Source organism: Halosegnis longus (genome assembly GCF_009663395.1).
Taxonomy (GTDB): Archaea; Halobacteriota; Halobacteria; order Halobacteriales; family Haloarculaceae; genus Halosegnis; species Halosegnis longus.
Map to the genome: position 1 here is coordinate 52711 of NZ_QKNW01000002.1, position 17580 is coordinate 70290.

Sequence of the window (17580 nt, forward strand, 5' to 3'; positions counted from 1 at the left end):
CACAATAGAGAGCTTATTCAGACAATTTTCTACGCCCAGATTCGGACACGACGTAGCGAGCACGTTTGCTGGAATTGGGTGGGAGGTCTCGCACAACCCCTTCATCCGTGTCTATCTCAACCTTCTTGAGATGTCCATTCTCGTGGAGGTCGGAGACAGCCACCTGAACAGAGCGGTAACTGAATGTGATATCGCGGGAGTAGATGAGGCCGCCGTAGATGTCCTTGGGCTGGTGGGGGTAATCATGCTCCCCCAAGAACTCCAGAACAACCTCTTTGGCGGTCTTCTGTGGCACATTTTGTCTATCTGCCACGCCGCTATTATGACCACCGGAATTGTCGGGTTTGTTATAACTGGGTTTCTGGGTGCGTTCTTTGCACACAGATGTTCTAACAAGCACAAACACTTAACTACTTGCCGACATCAAGCTCTGCGTATGGAGACCGACGCACGCACGGGTGGTGTGGCATGAGTCAGTCACTCCCCAAACTCCTCCGCGACCGCGTCGAGGACGACGGCGACCCGATTGCGGTCGTCGCACGCGAGCTGGACGGGCCAAGCTACGACCGCCTCCGGCGCACAGCCGAGCGCGAGGGCATCGAGGTCCAGCCGGGTGGGCCACGGCCTGTGGTTGACGCGACGACCGATGGCCGATGCGTCGACGGTGCTGCCCGGGTGCAGGTCCAGACCCGCGTGAGCGAGCCAACGGCAGCACAGATTCGCGACACCCGTGAGCGGCATGATATGACGGAGTCGGCGACGGTCCGCGCACTCGTGAATCTCGGCCTGCTAACGCTCGCGCTGCTCGACGAGCAGGACTCGGAGGACACCGAATGATGCGTCCCGTCGTGGTCGGTCACGGCCAGTTCGATTCTGGCACGGGATATGTGACTCTCAGGAAGCGAACTCGTCGCCCACAAAAAACGGCGACGAACCCGTCAGGGCGGGTCCGACGCCTCGTGGGAGTCCCTGAGGACTATGTGGACTAACACACCGCACCCGCAAGAATCTGCGGGAACAGACACGAGTTGTACAGTCACCCAATCGTCACTCCAACAGCCACATTCAGATCGGTATCCAACAACCGCACACAACACAACAACCCAACACCCAACTGAGGTGCGTGGGCGATGAGCGCCGACGACGTGCAGGACCGCCGCAAGCAGAAGGCGCGCGCCGGTCGGAAGGGGGGCGCACGGCGGATGCCTGTCGGCGACGAGCGCCCGACCCAGTGTGAGGTAACGCCAGTCGGTGCACGCCAGACGTTCGCGCCCGAGGCAGTCTGGAATCGCGTGCTCCGTCCGCAGGCGTGTCAGTACTGCTTCGGCAAGGACGCGACCGTCGAGGAAGCCATCGCGATGGCGACCGACGCCGGCGCGCAACTCTCGACGACAACCAACAGCCGCTACGTCCACTTCGTTGACCCGAACCCCGAAGCGGACGCGGCGTCGGAGTCGACGACCGAGCCGACCGCGACGGACGGTGGCCGCGCCGACGTAGACCGCCTGACCGATGTGAAAGGCATCGGCGACGCGACCGCTGCGGATCTGTTGGCCATCTACGACGGCGACTTCGAGGCACTGGTCGCTGACTGCGAGCAGTATCAGTTCAGTTCCGGTGGCCCACTCACCATCGCGAAAGCCGATGGCTTTGGCCCCGACCGCGCCGGCAAACTCGGCCGGCGCATCGCCGATGCATTCGGTGACGACGAGGACGAGGACCCGGAGGTCGCGACCGACGGCGGCACTATCGCCACCTGTCGAGACTGCAAAAAGTGCGAGGCGACCGTGCCGACGGTCGTGCTGGTGGATGGGCTGTGTGTTGGCTGTCGCCAGCAGATACTCGACGACCACGAGCAGACCGACGGCCCGGTGCGGTACGACGCGGTTGACGAATGTGCCGCGACCGCGGCCTGTCCCAACGACCCGGCCGGCTCACACACCCGGTACTGTCGCGAGCACTCGTACTTCCGGGGCGACCTGCCGACCGACGCCACGACCGCGGGGGTGGCCAATGGCGAGTAACGTGCTGTCGCGAGCGCTGTCGCAGCTCCGACGTGAGACCAACGACGCGGACGACAGTATCGTCCAGTCACGGGCCGCCCACGGCGACTGTGCCGTCGCGGTCTACGCGCCCAATGATGCGAGCGCCGAGGAACTCGCGGCGATTCGCGACGACATCACGACCGAACTCGCCCGCATGGAAGCTGATGCCGAGGCACTGGCCGACACCGAGCGGGGTGAGGCGGATGGCCAATGACCGCACGGCCGGCGAACGCGGGCGCGTGGTGGGCGGGCGCAGTCGTACTCTGTCTCGGTATCGGCCTGGTCGTTGTGTCGCTCCCGCCCAACGGCCCGTTCGTCGCGACGACAGCCCAGACCGGCTTTGCGGGCCTCATCGAGGGGTGGCTCCTCGTGGTTGGGATGGCCGGCGGCGTCTTCGCCGGGAGTGTCGTCAGCGTACTCGGACTGTTCTGTCTCAGCAGTGCGTGGACCACCAACCGCTGAGCGGGGTGGCCGCATGAGCCAGTCTGCCGACCTTCCGACTGTTGACGCGGTCGTCACCACCATCGAGACGATGTGGTACGACGAGGGTCGCCGCGGGATTCGTGCGAAAGACCTCGCGAAGCGGTTTGGGCTTGCAAACGGCGGCCGGCTCACCAACCACCTGCAGGAGGCAGTCGCCGCCGACCGACTGACCGCGCGCGACCGCGCGACGAACTGCCGCACATATGCGCCGGCCGACGCGGAGGTGACCTGGCCGTGAGCGCTGACACACCCGAGCCGGCGTCCGAGACGGCACTTGACCGCGCGACGCGACCCAAGCATCGCGCCCGGTGTACGGACGACGAGTATGGCTTTACCGCCACCTCCCGCTCGCGTGCGTTTCTCGCCGCCGAGTATGGCGACCACGAGGCAGCGACCGGTCACGAGACCGAACTGAGTGGCGATTCAGCCGAAGATACAGCATGACACCAGCTCCAGATTCATCGACAGCCGACGAGACACAGGAGACCGAACACAGCGAGCGTACCGTCGAGGCCCACGAGCGGGAGCCTGGCAGCCAGGAGCCATCACTGCCGCTCGGCTCATCGGACCTGACGCAGTTCCAGTGCCGCATCCTGAGCGTCCTCACCGGGGAGCCACGCTACGGACTCGCCATCAAACGCGAACTCGAGACCGCCTACGGCGCGGCCATCAACCACAGCCGTCTCTATCAGAACCTCGAGCAGCTTGTCGACAGCGGGAGTATCACCAAGCGTGCGCTGGATGGGCGGACGAACGAGTATGCACTCACGGAAACGGGACACACCCAGCTTGCGAGTGAAATCGCATATCTTGCCCGTGGGTTCGAGGGGGGCGACCAATGACCGACCCAGAGGCCATGAGTCGCGCGGAACTCGAGACAGCCGTTACCGACCTGCGAAACGATATCGAGTATCTCGAACGGTCACTCCAACATCTCGAGGAGTTCGTCCTTGGTGAGTACAATCCGGCCATCGCCCAACAGGAGTTGGACGGGACGCCGCTGTTCAAAGTGGCCCAGCAGTCGGGCGAGGCCACCGAGACGGTGGCCTTCGACGCTCGAGAGGCGATGGTCGATGCACACATCGAGTTACAGGACCTGAAGGCCGGGCGGGCGAACGGCTCCCAATCCGAGATTCGGGCAGCCCGTCTCCTGCAGGCGTTCATTCGGGAACGCTCTCCAGACCACCAGTTGACCGGCGTCTCCCCGACAACGGGTGGGCGACTCGAGATGGGTGCAGACGACGCCCGTCGACTCCTGCGCGAGCACGACCTTGCGACCAACACGGGGATGTCGACGATCATCGCGCGGGCGATGGACGCACTCGTTCGCAACAGCGAGTATGGCCCCGACGCGACGCCACTGTTCCGACACAAGTCCGAGCATGGCCACGTGGTGTCGGTTGATCAAGAGCGCTGGAACGAGTATCTCGAAGCCGTGCAGGCCGCCCTCGATGGCGTGACGGTCGCGGTTCCTGACACCGGCGACGCGGCCGATGATCCCACGATGGGGGAGGCCACCGACGAGCAGCCAGCACCCAACGATGAGCCAGCCCAGCTGCCGGCCGCTCCCCCACGAGCAACTAACACTGTTGTTAGCTGCTCGGACGAGTCGGTGTTTGGAGGTGAGACGGACGACTGACGGCCGCCACGCATCTCCCCCCATCAAAGGAAAATTCCGCGGTTTACGGTGCTGTATTGTGCGGTCCGCTACTGCGTGGTGAATCACTTCCCACTTCGATTCCCGAGTTTACGAGGTGAATCGAAGTGTGGTTCACCACGCGCTCGACAAACACTCCCTTTCGCGAGCAACTAACAACGCTGTTAGTTGCGGAAGGGGTGCAGCCACTCACGAACAACAGCAAGAAACGCGTCCGTCGGTCGATTGCATCGTGTCTGGGCTGACGACCAAGTCGAAGTTGGTGTCAGCCGGTTCATTATCCGGTGACAGGTAGCCAACAGCGACTGCCGAGTATACTTCGCCACCGCTGAGGCTCACATCGTAGCTTGCGACGACCTCTCCGTCGTTGTTCTCGGTATCGCCACGAATGTCGAGGGTGTAGTCGCCAGCAGGGACCGTCGCGTACCCGGACTCGCCGTATGCCACGCCGTCAAACACTGCATTGCCGTTGCTTGCGGTCCGGTCGATGATGCTGATACAGGTGCTTGAAACAGCTGGGATTGCTGCACTCGCTTTCGTCATCTGGAAGTGAGGTAACTTCTGCTCAGGCCTGTTCTGTGCCTGTGATCTTCCGTGGCGGGGGTCCCTCGTCTTCTGGCGCGGAAGGAGGTCAAGTCCGCGTGACTGACCCGATATATGCCGACGTATCTAACCGCTTGTCCCTCAATGGGTAAGCTCAGCGCATCAAATAAAGAAACAGAATGTGAGCCGATTAGACTCCGTCGAGATCCCGGATAAACGCCTGCACGTCGTTGATGTCGAAGTCGCCGTCGCCGTCGAAGTCAAACGGATCGGGATTAACAAGGCTGCCACTTCCGATGGCAATCCGGTAGAGGATACGCGCGTCGTCCATATCGACGACACCGTCCCCGTTGACATCTTCGTACAGCCCGTCGTCGTCCGGGTCGGCGGGATAGTAGGTCTCCCCGTCGATGGTAAAGCCACCGGGGAACGCGACTGACTTCTGGGCCGCACGAGTCGCATTCATGTGGCCGTCACCACGGTACCGCTGTGACGTGTATGGGTCCTCAAGCTCGAAGTCGCTGAAGACCCCAGGGACAACCTCATCGAAGTAACCGATGTTGACCCCGAACAGCTCGAAGACCGGCGGATACTCCGTGTCGATTTCACGGGCGGTGTTCTTGATGTGCTGTTTGAGTTGGTCGGGCGCTGCGCCGGGATTCTCGCCGACGACGAGGGCAACAAGTCCCGCGATGTTGGGCGCTGCCATACTCGTACCGTGAAGCGTCCCGTACTGTCCATACTGGCCACTCCCGACGCGAGCAAACCCACCCGGAACATCTGGCGGCATCGTGCTCAACACAGCGTCGAAGTTGGATGCAAGTGAGTTCCCACCGGGCGCGCTCACGTCGATGGAGTCCGGGCCGTAGTTGGTGTAGTAGGCCGGGAGATGTGTGGGAGCAACACTCCCGAAATCAGGTAGACCAGCCTCTGTCGTCCCGGATGACACCGGTCCGGTCGAACTCACCTGCAGGAAACCGGCGACAGTCCCTTTTCCGGAGTTGGTAATCGTCTCCTCGACAGCATCAATATTCGCGTCGGCGTTACCGGCTGACTCGACGAGCACTGCGCCGTTCTCACGGGCGTACTCACCGATGCGCCGGTAGGATTCGACACTGAGGTCTGAGTCGATGCTCGGTCCGTAGGGGCTGCCAGGGCCGAAGCTCATGTTCACGACATCTGCTCCGGCGTCCACGCTCGCGCGGATTGCGTTTAGGAACGATGCCGAGGAGAGGTACGGGAACACCTTCATGTCCAGCACCTCGGCGTCGGGCGCAACGCCGACGACATACGGCGAGCCGTCCCCAGACGCGTTCGCACCGCTCGCAGTCGCGATGCCTGCAACGTGGGTTCCGTGATAGTCGGTCGCAGCACCGATGCTATCAGCCGCAGAGAAATTCTGCGACGCTTCGGTATTCACGTCCAAATCTGGGTGGTCGGCATCGACACCGGAGTCCACGACGGCAACCGTGGTCCCCTCTCCGGTGATACCCTGCTCGTGGAGTTGTGCGATGTCCTGGGCCTCTTTGTCCCACTGGAGCGGGTGTGGACCGGGTGTTCCCTCTGTGGCTGTGTCTGTCGCGTCAGGCGAGACGGTGGGTACCGACTCGTCCGTCTCTGCTGCGGGGACACCGTCCGGCCGTTCGGGCGGCGAGATCTCCATCTGTATCTCCTGCCCGTACCGAAGACCAGAGAGTGCGCTTTCGCTACCCCGCACCGAGGCGAACCCGATCTCTGGTACCTCGTCGACAATCTCGACTTCGTCTCGCCATGCCTCTGACTCGGCCGAGCGCGTGTCAACCAGATACTGGTCGTCGATCGTTCCGGTCGCTTGGACGGCACCACCACCGCCAATCGCGACTCCGATTCCTCCAGCGATGCCGGCGAGTGTGGCTCGCCGGGTGAGCGTCCGTTCGCTATGTTCGTTTGTCATTGGTTTCCTCGTGTGTTACTCATCGAGCTGTTCGCGGCCAAGTGCCAGTAGTGCGGCACCAACGAGTGCGACGATTGCGACCATGCCACCGAAGCCGGGCTGGCTTCCCGAGGTTTCAGTCTCGGCGCTACCCTCCGTCGGCGTATCTGTCACAGGCTCCGGCGTCGGTGTGTCCGTAGCAGGAGCTGGTGTTGGAGTAGCCGTTACGGGCTCTGGCGTCGGCGTGTCGGTTCCCGGCGCCGGCGTCGGAGTGGCTGTCGCGGGTTCTGGCGTCGGTGTGTCCGTCGCGGGCGCCGGCGTCGGCGTTGCATCACCATCGCTCGGTGGCGCACCACCATCATCATCATCACCACCGCCATCGGCCGGGGTCGCGGTCGGGGTTGCTGGCCGCGTCGGGTCAACGACGGCGAACGTGGAGAACCCGGGGGTCGTTGCCTCAACTACGATCTGATCGCCTGTTGGGTTGACCGTCGTCTCGAGTTCTTCCCACGCGTCGTCTGCCTCGTCATAGCGGACCACCGTCAATTCACTCCCAGCGCCGTCAAGTGCGACGTTTGGCAAGGTGAATTGAAGTGTCGCGGACTGATCAGTGACCGAATCCGGTACCGTGATGTCCGAGACGCGAACTGAAGCACCGGGCGGCTGGCTGAACTCCTCGGGTGGAGCCGCGCGCTCACTGACGGTGACCGTGCCGCTTCCCTCGACCTCCTCGTTGTCGAAGGTGATGGCAGTCACGGATGTCTCACCGCCGCTGAACCCAACGTTCACCCCCGGTGTGTTCGGGTCGGTGTCTTCGATGGGGGCACTCGACTCCCCGTCGACCGTCTCGACGGCGAAGTCGACTTCAGCTACCCCACCGCTCGTCCACTCGTGATCGGAAGACTGTTCGCCCGTCTCCACGGTGAACTGGCGCTGCTCGTCCTCATCAATCGCTGATGCCTGCACTTTGAACCGGTACTGGCCGGTACTCGTCGTCACATCGGTTGCGACGACGTCGCCACGGTACGTCGCTGTGACCGTGACGCCGCTGACAGCGGTCCCTTCCGCATCAGTCACTTGGCCGTAGACGACTTGAGGCGGCTTTGGCTGTGCGCTACCACCGGAGAGGCCGACCGCACCGCCACCGATGGCGCCAAGTACGACGACGGCAGCAACGACGGCTGCGAGACCGGCGCTGCGAAGTCGCCGTGCGGAGCCTGAACGGTCCGTCGGCGTCGTCGGGTGATGCGGTGTGTTATGTGACATTGTGTGGAAGGGATGTGTTAGGCCTCGTTGTATACGCCACCACGCATCGGTGCTTCCGTGTACGTCTGATCAGACGTGACGAAGACGAAGTATGCCTCGCCGCGTTCGAGCTGATCAAACTCGTCAGCGCGGTATGACTCGTAGCTGAAGCCGTCGCTCGATTCGTCCTGTCTGAGCACCCGGAAGACGACATCCTCGAAGCTCCCGTCCTGATCGGCAGTTACCGAGGAGAGCGCTGTTTCGACCGTTTGATGATCTTCCTGGAAGTGCCCGACGAGATTGTACCCCTCGGTGAGGTCGACGCTGTTAGGTGCGTCCGCACCAGCGGGCACGTTGTTGACGTTGATTGGCACTGAGGCGTCCGCAGTCATCCGGACGATGTAACCCTCACCACCCTCGAGTTGGCTGAAGGAGTTATCCGGTGCACCGGGGACGTAGACGTCGAACTCGTTGTCAGCAGCATCGTAGCGGCTGATGGATTCGATGCTCTCGGTCGGAAGTGCCTCGATATTCAGGCCACCACTGGCTGCAGGCACCGACACGAAGTTGACGCCTTCCTCAAGTTCGAGGACGTCAGTGTGGATGGTCGTTGCACCCTCACTCTCACCGGCTGTGCCGGCGAGGTCGGTGTAGCTGTCACCGGCAATCGTCACGTCAGGCGTGTCGCCGGTTCGAAGCTCACCTTCGAGTACAATCTCAAGCGCGCCGAAGGAGCCAGCATTCTGCACAGCGACGATATCGCCGTTGAAGCCCTCGACTGAGACGTCGTCCGGAGACACTTCACTTGCCTGTATCGGCTCGCTGAACAGTACTCGCACGCGCGGTGTATTCCGAGTATCGTCAAGCTGGGCCGCACTGGAGACGCCAAGCAGGACAGCATCGGTCGGTGCTGGCGCTTCCGTATCAACGACAGCGGTCGCAGTCTGGTCAGCCTCACCGACTAACGCACTCGCGGTGTAGGAGCTATCTTCCGGTGCTTCAACCGTCGCGGTGTAGACACCTGCCGACTGTTCCGTGAAGCTATCAGGCGAGATACTCTCGGTGAAGCGGTCTTCCAGCTCGAAGCCTTCGACCGCGGTGAATTCACGGTTCGTCTCGGCAACCGAGACTGGGCCACCGAGGGTGTCGGCAATCGGCTGGTCACTCACCACGGTCACGGTGAGGGTAGTGTCGTCTGCGCTGAGACGCAGGTCCGGTACGTCACCGACCCCTTCCAGTACAAATGGAGCGTTGAGACGCTCATTGCCTGCAAGGTCTGAGACGCCAGCAGCCAAGCTGACCGTGTCGGTACCGGTATCAGCCGGCGAAACGGGCGAATCAAGCGTAAGCCGGAACTCAGTTGCGGAGAGTTCCTCAGCGCCGGTGACCGTGGTCGCGTCTCCACCACTCTCGTCGGTATACGTGAACGTCGATGCCGTTGTCTCCTCGACACCGAGCGGCTCACTGGTTTCGACGACAATGCTCGTCTCCCCGACCGCCGCGGTCGCAGAGATGACTGATGGACCAGTCGTGTCGTCGATCGTGACGGATCCAGTCACGGGATTGCCTGCCGCGTCGGTCGCGCTGCTCTCCACGGTAAGCTGTTCCAGGTCCTCAGGTGGAACCGCCTGACTGAGCGTGACGGGATACACAACTTCGTCTTCGTCGTCGGAGTCAGTGTCGATTATTATCGGGTCGGCCACTGAATCGACTGTGTACTCCTCGCCGGAGACCGAGATGACCTCAGTAGAGGCGGTTTCGAGCAGTTCGCTCGTCGTGAGTTGGACGACGGACGTCCCGGCGTCAACTTCTGCATTGAGCAGTTCCGGCGCGACCGTGTCCTTCTCGATCACCGCGTCGTCGGATGCAGATTGGCTCGAGGCGTCGGTCACTGTCGCGGTGACAGTGAGTTCACCATCAGCCAGCTCGGAGAGATCAAGCTCGGTGAAGCTAACCTCCCCGGTCACGTCGGTCTGCTCTCTCGTGACCATTGTCTCACCGTCCGTGACAGTCAATTCGACATCGCCAACCGTGTCGCCGATGTCGACCGTCACTGGCCCGTAGCTCTCGACGTTCTCAGCATTAACGGGGCCATCTGCGGTTAGTGTCGGCTCGCTGGGCGCCGAGGTGTCCGCGAGCGCGATCGTTGCACCGCTTGGAACTGGACGCGCGTTCTCGCCGTCAGTGTCTACGACTTGCTCAGCCCGCACGCTGATCAGGTCGTTACTGAGGTCCTCGCTGTCGACAGCCGCATCCAGTGTGAGCTGAACGGTGTCAGGAGCGATTCGCTCAACGCCTGTGATACTGCTCGCGGGACCAGCGTTATCCTGATACGCGAAGTCGCTGCGATCAAGCGCTTCGTCGCCGTCGCCTGCGACAACGGCTTCGGTGAACGTCACCGTCACAGTGTCACTGCCGACATTGGCGTTGACGGCCTCGAAGCCGGGCGCCTCGGCGTTCACATCAACTCCCGCCGGAGTCTGGTCGACGATCGGATCAGCATCGGTGTCGAGGTTCGTGTTGCCGTTCTCGTCGGTAGCAGTGACGAACACCTGATAGTCACTGTTGTCCTCAATCACCTCAAGCGTCGACAGATCGACGGAAACGGTCTGATCCGTGTTGCCGTTATCGATGTCTTTCGTCACCTGCGAGAAGTCCGCGTTCTCGAAGTCACCGGCCGCGAACGCAGGAACGGTATCCTCGGCGACGACATGGATAGTGACGCTCGCTGCGTTCGTCACATCTTGGTAGGTGTAGGAGACATCTACCTCGGCATCCGTGCCGACGTCGCTGTCCGGATCAACATTCACGTTGAAGACTTCTGGTGGCTCATCATCGACGACGACGTGCGGTTCGGCGGTCGTCCCCGAGACCGTCTCCCCGTTGTCGTCTGTCACCTCAACCGAGACGGTGTACGCACCATCGGCAAGCGTCTCGTCATTCTTGTCGAGGTCAAGCGCGAGACTCTTCGTCGTACCGTCGCCCGCGTATTGTGAGCTATCGACCGCGTACGTGTATGACGCATCACCGTCAGCCTGAGTCAGCGTCACCGTGACATCTTGGACGCTATCTCCGCTTTCCGTGTATCGATAGCTCACGTCGAGTACGTCCGTCGAGTCAACGAGTGTGCGCTCGCTCGGCGTCAGTACCTCAACGTTTGGTGCTGCTTCATCAACGACTACCGACTGGTCGATTGCCTGCAACGCATTACCCGCAAGGTCGGTTACCTCAGGACCGTCAGCAAGCGCCACCTCAACCGACCCCGTCGAGATGTCTGCGTCGCGGGCGACGGTGAGTGTGAACGCTTTGTCGTACGGTGAGTCACCGGTGGACACACTCTCGGGCGTCACGCCCCCGACCTCAAAGTCAGTGGTGTTAAGCGTGCTGTCGTCAACGGGTTCATCCACGGTCACGTCAACCGTGTCAATAGAGCCGTCGTCGTTGTTATCACGCAGTACCGCTTCGGTCACGCTTGGCGACCCCTCGCTATCGCTCCGACTCGTATCGCCAATTGTGACGTTCGTCACGGTGTTAGCGTCGTAGACGGCTTCAAGTTGCGCTGTTGACTGGTCTTCACCGTTGATGCCGGTGAAGCCATCCGAGCCTGTCGCATCGAATGTAAGGAAGCTCTCGGATGCGGCTCCTGTTACCGTATTCGACTCAACGGTCACGTCCGAAATCTCATCGGCGTTTTCGTAGAGGAAGATACCCTGTTCGAAGCCCGTGATATCGTTATCACGCAGGGTTGCTCCAGTCGTGTCACCTGCATTATTCGACACCAGGATCCCCTGCCCAGCGGCATTACCGTCGAATGTATTGTCGACGACAAGAGCATCCGTCGTGGAACTCAGAAGGATTCCTTGTGGAGTGGTCTCCCCAGTCACCTCACGCTGGACAAAGTCATTCCCTCGAATCTCGACGTTCGCCGCGTCACCAACACGCAAACCGTAGTTGCTTGTTGGCGAAATCGAGATGACATTGTCCGTCAGCGTGAAGCCATCTCCTTTCGTGTAAATAGTGGTACCATCCTCAAGATCGATGTCAAACCCAATGATACTCGTCCCGTCGCTGGGTCCGATTCCTGACTGGGTTACATCAATCTCTGGACGGTCACCCTCGGCTGCCCGAATTGTCACGTCGGATTCAGGGACGGTGAATGCGTCGTACGTACCGTCATACCCTTCGACGACAACAGTGTCGTCAGTCCCGACGTCTTCACTGTCGAGTGCACCTTGAATGGTATCAAAACCAGTGTTGCCGGCTGCATCTACCACATACGTGTTTCCTGCACTTTGCCCCACCGCTGCTCCAGCAAACGTGATGCTCGCCCCGAAGACAGAGACGACCATCAGTGCCGCTAGAAGCAGGGCACGTAATTTGTCTGGTGTTGAGTTATCTCTCATCATTCCCCCGAATGATTGCATGACAACCCTCGAGACGTCAAGCATCGTCCCATGATAAGGATTGTCACTCTCTGATAACGCCCCCCTTAACTTAATTACTGCTATATTGAGCAATGACCCTACCGATAATTTGCAAACGGTAAGCCAAAAATTGGATACATATATATTTTAAACTGCAAATAGAAAAGCTATACATATATTTGATATTGGCAGCCATTGAGGAGGAGAATACTGAAATTTTATTCAGCCGGTGGTACGCAAGTGGTTTTCCCACCGACTCATCCACTGATTGGCTGGGGCCCTAACCGACATACCATCTCAGTAAGGACAGCTAGTATGAACTGCAAGCAGTGTCCCATCAGTCGATGCTAATGATCGTAAGTGTCACATGTCTGTGATGTCGATGGGGTATTTCATTCATAGGTATCATGCCGCCAAACCCCATAGCACAAATATCTGGGGTGACAAAATATATGTGCTCCCTGAGCATAGCGTAGTGTATGTCAGACACCCCATCATCCTCCGATGGTCCCGACGAGTTCCCCACCGAAGAAGAGCTCTCAGAAGACCCAGTGACCGTGGATGATATTGACCCATTCAACACTGCTGACGACGATTTTGAGAGCATTGATGACTTCGCCGCCGCAGAGTGGAAAAGCGAGACCACTACCGACGAGCGAATTCGCACGGTAATCGATAGAACAACTACTCCGAAATCGGCGTCCGACATCGCAGAGACAGCTCTCGTCTCAGAAACAAAAGCCAGAACCACACTCAACAAGCTTGCTGATGAAGGGATCGTCAAAACACAGCAGACCGACTCTGGAAAACTGTATACCCGAGACCCAGAATGGCACCTTCTCAAGCAAATCAGGCAACTCGCCAGCAGCGAAACACTCGTCGATCAGATTCAGCGAGTAAAACAAGAAATCGCAGGGTACAAAGACAAATATGACGCAACTGATCCAGAGGAACTCCTCGTTTCAGACAAAGAACTCGACCAGAATGAGCTCAGCGATGTCTCTCACTGGCGGACAGCAGAACGAGAACTCAGTCACCTCAGAGCAGCATACCGTCTCAAAGAGGCAAAAGATCAGGCGTCCATCGTAACTGACCCGGCAGACAAGCAAACAGAGAAGCAGGCAACGAACTCCACCGGCAATCGGTCCCCACGCCAGTAATGGGGATGGGGAATGGCTCTCTCATTGATTCGGACGCGATTGATGAGGGCGTGAATCAGATGCGGCGACAACTCGGCAACGGAATCGTCGACGTCAAATTCCAGTATCAGAACGGTCACTCATTCACACAGCGGAACGGAGACGATATCAGAGCGGCACGAGTCACAGTCGCTCCCGGAATTCACGGACAAGGTGGGTATTTCGATATTCAATGGTGGGAGAATGAGGACTACAAATACCACTATCGAGAGAAGGAACTGGAATTTAGATTCGGGCGCGAAGCAACGAATGAAGCCACCGATAAGCCGGTACGCCACTTTCATCCACCCAATACTCGCAACGCACACAAGCAATCCTGTATCGGGGTTGACTACCCACCGGCACTTGTCACAATTGCTGTACTGAAGACGTGGTGGACAGCGGTTGAGAATGGTAATCGGGACTTGGTGAATGCGCAGGATGGCTTGCCGTGACATCCTCCTCGCCGTAAACAACGAGGTTTCCGACGCATGGTGAATGCCAGTCAGTCGTCGCTGGCAGAGGGTTCCGACTCTTTGGGCGTCATCTGCGCTGGTATGCTCTGCTCACACTGAGTCGTGACGGTGTCACAACCGCTCCCATCCCGAGGCGAGTCATCGCATTCCGCCTTGTCAAGCGGGACGCTCTCTCCCCACGGGTCAATCCGTCATGCGATATTCGCGGAAGCGGTGATGTCGGCCTGAACCAAATCTTCAGACTCGGTTTTTACCCACATTTCCCGGTTTCAGAAATGTAGAGCGATTTCATCCGTGATAGTTGGTAAATGGGACTACATTTACACTGCTGTACTACTGGTACTACTCCATAATGAAACGGAGGACGTTCGCATCTGCCGCATTACCCGTAATCCTAGGTCTGAGTGGATGCAACTCCCTGAGAGACGGGCAAGTTCAGGGAGAAAGTAACACAGAGACTGAGATGAAGACAACTGACTCTAAGACTGCAGAACCCACCAACAGTGATCAAGATACTGAAAGCGAGGGGAGTGACCGGGCTACGGTCGGAGTAGATCTGAATGCGCCTGAGAACTATCCGAAAGGCGGCCCCGGAGTCGTCGGTGTCACTACCACGGGACGTACCCAGACCGAATATAGCTATACGGTTCTGTTCGGTGATGAAACTCTTGACACGATTTCTGGCCAAATTGACGAGGGAGATATCTATGATGAACGCTATAGCGTCGAGTTTGATCAGGAGGATTCGGTCGAACTCCGTGTAGAAGGTGACCCGTCGGTGATACAAGAAAAATCTCGTACGATTTCACTTGTTGAGCCACGTCACGAATGGAACCAATACGGTGGAACGGTGAAAAACACGTTTAGCAATCTTCGAAGCTGGGGCCCTCATCTCGAGGCGACACACCAGTGGACGTCTGAAGAGAGTACCTACGGCCAGCCCGTGGTTTGCGAGAACAAGTTGTATGTCTGTAGTACTGACGAGGGCAGTAGCTTGGCATGTCTTTCTCTGGACACTGGAGACAAACGATGGGAGGTTGAGACCGACGGCGTGTTCGAGGGAGCCACAATTAATGATGGAATCATCTACCTCACCGAGATAAACGCCGGGGCGAAAACACGAGCTGTTACCACTGATGGCGACGACGTTTGGGAGTTCGAACACGACACGTACTCGAATGAGCAACGTTCAGGGAACCATACCCCGCAGTCGGCGTTGACGTATCATGTTCCAGTCGTCACCGGTGACACGGTGTTTGTGCACTCTCCTGAAGAGGGAGTATTTGCGTTGCACAAACGCGACGGGAGTGTCATTTGGAACACGAGCGACGTCAGGTCGATCTGTTCATTATCTGCCGATAGTGAGCGAATCTACGGCGCGGGACCGCTGACAGGCGACAAAAGCCAAACGTCTGGGCAGGAACAATGGATTTGGAGCATACATCAGGAGACTGGAGACGTGGCTTGGACCGCTCGCACGAATGTAACAACGAATCCCGACCGATATGTTGGCCCTGATGACGAACAATACGACCCCGCATTTCGATTTACACCGCCGAGTATTCACGACGGAAGCGTGCATATTGGAACGTCCCACCGAGTAACAGCACGTGGACGGGAAGGTGGCCCGATCGATGATGGAAACAATAACCATTTATTTAAAATAGATGCGGAATCTGGGGAGATAGAATACAAAACAGAAGTAAGCCACTACGTCCCCCCACCTGGTCCTGGCATCATTAGAGTTGGCGTATCTGCGCCGCTTAGTACATTTCTTGACTTCGTTCTGTGTAAGCCATTTTACAGCGATAGATGGTATTGGATGTCTCCTGAAGGCGTAAAGACGCGCTTTATTTCTGATGTGCTCTACAACGCTGACTTGGCTGTTCCACGTAACGTTGCTCCGGTGTCGATGGCAAACGGGGTATACTTTCTTAGCTTAGACAACAATCTGGTACAGATTGATAATGTGGGTGAGCCTCACGAAATCGTAGAGGATGTAGATCGTTTCGCTGACGGACTGATCATAGGTGACTCCAAAATTGTCGTCAGCGGCAGTGCAGGAATCCGCGTCCATGCACAGGATGCAGACTGAGGCACCGACTGCGTAATCTTGACACAGTGGGGGTGAGCTATCTCTGGTAACGATGCTCGACCGGACCGTACAGATGTACAATCCAACCCATCGCTTTGACACGTCAGCAGAGACAGCTCTACCCGACGATCCCACTGTCGCCTGGTCTCACGAATTTCAAGGCCCCGTGCGAGAGGTGGCTGTCTGGAACGAGTCAGTGTATATCGCCGCCGGAGACGGTATCGTAACGACTGACAAGCATGGCAATTTACAGTGGGCCTTCGAGAGTTATTGGTCGGTGCGGTCGTCGCCGGCGGTGGTGGATGGCACTGTCTACGTTGGGATTGAGGATGTCTACGCGCTGGATGCAGCTACTGGACTCAAGCAGTGGGCCTTCCAGGAGACTGATAAATGGGTCCCCTCGTCGCCGGCAGTGGTAGCTGGCACTGTCTTCATCGGGGATGGCAATGGGACTATTTACGCGGTAGATGGCAATACCGGCACTCAACAGTGGGCCGTCCAGACAGATGGCACGGTGCGGTCGTCACCGGCGGTGGTGGATGGGTCCGTCTATGTCGGGAGTAACGACGGGACCGTGTATGCGCTCGATGCAGCGACTGGACGCGAGGAGTGGACGTTCCGGACTGACGGCTCGGTGTACTCGTCGCCGTCGGTGGTGGGTGGCACCGTCTATGTCGGGAGTAATGACGAGACCGTTTACGCGCTGGATGCAGCCACTGGACGCGAGCAATGGGCGTTCAAGACCGATGACTGGGTAACCTCGTCGCCGGCAGTGGTGGACGGGATCGTCTATGTTGGGAGTAACGATGGAACCGTCTACGCGCTCGATGCAGCGACTGGACGCGAGCAATGGGCCTTCCACGCTGATAGGCAGGTGAGCTTGTCACCAGCGGTAGTGAGTGACACCGTCTACGTCGGGATTGACGACGTCCACGCGGTAGATGCAGCTACTGGGCGCGAGCAGTGGGCCTTCGAGACAGATAGCATGGTACACTCGGTGACGGTAGTGGATGGCACCATCTACATTGGGAGTGAGGATGGGATGGTCTACGCGCTGGATGGCTCAGGGACCGAGCTGTCCGGAAAAACTGAGCAGGCAGAGAACAAGACACAGATCTATCAAGCGTGTGCACGGTGTGGAGCCGATCTTTCTGACCACGACCCACTGAATTTCTGCCCGGAGTGTGGCGCGAAACAGTGACTCTCCGATGTGAGGGAGACAGCACTCGATGAATCTGCGTGGTTGGCTATACCCTCGGTATCGCTGCCTGAAGCTCGATCGTTAAAACGGAGGACAGATTGCTCATAGCGGCCTCGGTACACAAATCCGGTGCAGACGGTGGTATCGGAAGCAGAATTAGACTCCCTGGTGGAGTCAATCTATTCCGTCTTACGGACCATGTCCCGTCTCACGGACCACTTCTATAAATAGTTTATAACGAGACGGCATTCTGTTTAATCGGCGGCGGCTTCAGCGTCTCCATACCCGTGGTCGGTTGTCGGCCGTGTTCCAACCGTCGTG

16 protein-coding genes and 1 pseudogene are annotated in these 17580 nt (G+C 58.8%); 11 read left to right on the forward strand and 6 right to left on the reverse strand.

All coding sequences use genetic code 11. From position 1 onward, the window contains the following. Positions 1-13: 13 nt before the first annotated feature. Positions 14-295 (reverse strand): hypothetical protein, encoded by a 282-nt coding sequence (locus tag DM818_RS13470; RefSeq protein WP_153952754.1) that lies wholly within the window; start codon positions 293-295, stop codon positions 14-16. A gap of 173 nt (positions 296-468) precedes the next feature. Here DM818_RS13470 and DM818_RS13475 point away from each other — a divergent pair, with 173 nt between their 5' ends. The 8 genes from DM818_RS13475 to DM818_RS13510 all read left to right on the forward strand — a co-directional run bounded on the left by DM818_RS13475 (position 469) and on the right by DM818_RS13510 (position 4167). Continuing rightward, positions 469-837 (forward strand): hypothetical protein, encoded by a 369-nt coding sequence (locus DM818_RS13475; protein ID WP_153952755.1) that lies wholly within the window; start codon positions 469-471, stop codon positions 835-837. Positions 838-1130: 293 nt separating this feature from the next. Further along, complete coding sequence (locus tag DM818_RS13480; protein WP_153952756.1) at positions 1131-2024, forward strand: hypothetical protein; 894 nt, start codon at positions 1131-1133, stop codon at positions 2022-2024. Further along, positions 2014-2259 carry a hypothetical protein gene (locus DM818_RS13485; RefSeq protein WP_153952757.1) on the forward strand — a complete coding sequence of 82 codons (246 nt, stop codon included), beginning with the start codon at positions 2014-2016 and terminating at the stop codon, positions 2257-2259. The genes DM818_RS13480 and DM818_RS13485 overlap by 11 nt, the downstream gene beginning before the upstream one ends. Next, positions 2256-2507 (forward strand): hypothetical protein, encoded by a 252-nt coding sequence (locus tag DM818_RS13490; RefSeq protein ID WP_153952758.1) that lies wholly within the window; start codon positions 2256-2258, stop codon positions 2505-2507. The genes DM818_RS13485 and DM818_RS13490 overlap by 4 nt, the downstream gene beginning before the upstream one ends. A gap of 13 nt (positions 2508-2520) precedes the next feature. Further along, positions 2521-2766, forward strand: coding sequence for a hypothetical protein (locus tag DM818_RS13495; RefSeq protein ID WP_153952759.1), 246 nt, complete (start codon positions 2521-2523; stop codon positions 2764-2766). Continuing rightward, entirely contained in the window at positions 2763-2972 is a 210-nt protein-coding gene (locus tag DM818_RS13500; protein ID WP_153952760.1) for a hypothetical protein, read from the forward strand. Before DM818_RS13495 ends, DM818_RS13500 begins: the two co-directional genes overlap by 4 nt. Further along, positions 2969-3370 (forward strand): PadR family transcriptional regulator, encoded by a 402-nt coding sequence (locus tag DM818_RS13505; protein ID WP_153952761.1) that lies wholly within the window; start codon positions 2969-2971, stop codon positions 3368-3370. The genes DM818_RS13500 and DM818_RS13505 overlap by 4 nt, the downstream gene beginning before the upstream one ends. Continuing rightward, positions 3367-4167 (forward strand): hypothetical protein, encoded by an 801-nt coding sequence (locus DM818_RS13510; protein WP_153952762.1) that lies wholly within the window; start codon positions 3367-3369, stop codon positions 4165-4167. Before DM818_RS13505 ends, DM818_RS13510 begins: the two co-directional genes overlap by 4 nt. Before the next feature lie 207 nt (positions 4168-4374). Here the strand turns inward: DM818_RS13510 and DM818_RS13515 are convergent, their stop codons facing one another. From DM818_RS13515 to DM818_RS13530, 4 genes are all read right to left on the reverse strand, one after another. Further along, positions 4375-4728, reverse strand: a complete 354-nt coding sequence (locus tag DM818_RS13515) for a DUF4397 domain-containing protein (protein ID WP_153952763.1) — start codon at positions 4726-4728, stop codon at positions 4375-4377. Positions 4729-4918: 190 nt separating this feature from the next. Next, a complete protein-coding gene (locus tag DM818_RS13520) occupies positions 4919-6661 on the reverse strand; it encodes a S8 family peptidase (RefSeq protein ID WP_153952764.1) in 1743 nt (580 codons plus the stop codon). 15 nt (positions 6662-6676) lie between these two features. Next, positions 6677-7639, reverse strand: coding sequence for a PGF-pre-PGF domain-containing protein (locus tag DM818_RS13525; RefSeq protein WP_172977342.1), 963 nt, complete (start codon positions 7637-7639; stop codon positions 6677-6679). 284 nt (positions 7640-7923) lie between these two features. Beyond that, the gene (locus DM818_RS13530; RefSeq protein ID WP_153952766.1) at positions 7924-12333 is read right to left on the reverse strand and encodes a NosD domain-containing protein; all 4410 of its coding nucleotides are present in this window, start codon (positions 12331-12333) and stop codon (positions 7924-7926) included. A 455-nt stretch (positions 12334-12788) separates the two neighbouring features. Here DM818_RS13530 and DM818_RS13535 point away from each other — a divergent pair, with 455 nt between their 5' ends. Continuing rightward, positions 12789-13469 carry a winged helix-turn-helix domain-containing protein gene (locus tag DM818_RS13535; protein WP_235907962.1) on the forward strand — a complete coding sequence of 227 codons (681 nt, stop codon included), beginning with the start codon at positions 12789-12791 and terminating at the stop codon, positions 13467-13469. 523 nt (positions 13470-13992) lie between these two features. Here DM818_RS13535 and DM818_RS15240 read toward each other — a convergent pair. Next, positions 13993-14190: pseudogene (locus DM818_RS15240) on the reverse strand (RNA-guided endonuclease TnpB family protein); the annotation flags it as partial. Between the two features lie 236 nt (positions 14191-14426). Between DM818_RS15240 and DM818_RS13545 the strand changes: the two are divergent. Continuing rightward, positions 14427-16058 (forward strand): outer membrane protein assembly factor BamB family protein, encoded by a 1632-nt coding sequence (locus tag DM818_RS13545; RefSeq protein WP_172977343.1) that lies wholly within the window; start codon positions 14427-14429, stop codon positions 16056-16058. A gap of 52 nt (positions 16059-16110) precedes the next feature. After that, on the forward strand, positions 16111-17259 hold the full coding sequence (locus tag DM818_RS13550) for an outer membrane protein assembly factor BamB family protein (RefSeq protein ID WP_153952768.1): 1149 nt from the start codon (positions 16111-16113) through the stop codon (positions 17257-17259). Positions 17260-17580 lie beyond the last annotated feature (321 nt).

Bases quoted from the DNA above. Each gene is read 5' to 3' on its own strand.
- DM818_RS13480 (WP_153952756.1), top strand. From the start codon at position 1,131: ATGAGCGCCGACGACGTGCAGGACCGCCGCAAGCAGAAGGCGCGCGCC.
- DM818_RS13490 (WP_153952758.1), top strand. From the start codon at position 2,256: ATGACCGCACGGCCGGCGAACGCGGGCGCGTGGTGGGCGGGCGCAGTC.
- DM818_RS13475 (WP_153952755.1), top strand. From the start codon at position 469: ATGAGTCAGTCACTCCCCAAACTCCTCCGCGACCGCGTCGAGGACGAC.
- DM818_RS13545 (WP_172977343.1), top strand. From the start codon at position 14,427: ATGAAGACAACTGACTCTAAGACTGCAGAACCCACCAACAGTGATCAA.
- DM818_RS13520 (WP_153952764.1), bottom strand. From the start codon at position 6,661: ATGACAAACGAACATAGCGAACGGACGCTCACCCGGCGAGCCACACTC.
- DM818_RS13485 (WP_153952757.1), top strand. From the start codon at position 2,014: ATGGCGAGTAACGTGCTGTCGCGAGCGCTGTCGCAGCTCCGACGTGAG.
- DM818_RS13530 (WP_153952766.1), bottom strand. From the start codon at position 12,333: ATGCTTGACGTCTCGAGGGTTGTCATGCAATCATTCGGGGGAATGATG.
- DM818_RS13550 (WP_153952768.1), top strand. From the start codon at position 16,111: ATGCTCGACCGGACCGTACAGATGTACAATCCAACCCATCGCTTTGAC.
- DM818_RS13505 (WP_153952761.1), top strand. From the start codon at position 2,969: ATGACACCAGCTCCAGATTCATCGACAGCCGACGAGACACAGGAGACC.
- DM818_RS13495 (WP_153952759.1), top strand. From the start codon at position 2,521: ATGAGCCAGTCTGCCGACCTTCCGACTGTTGACGCGGTCGTCACCACC.
- DM818_RS13535 (WP_235907962.1), top strand. From the start codon at position 12,789: ATGTCAGACACCCCATCATCCTCCGATGGTCCCGACGAGTTCCCCACC.
- DM818_RS13510 (WP_153952762.1), top strand. From the start codon at position 3,367: ATGACCGACCCAGAGGCCATGAGTCGCGCGGAACTCGAGACAGCCGTT.
- DM818_RS13515 (WP_153952763.1), bottom strand. From the start codon at position 4,728: ATGACGAAAGCGAGTGCAGCAATCCCAGCTGTTTCAAGCACCTGTATC.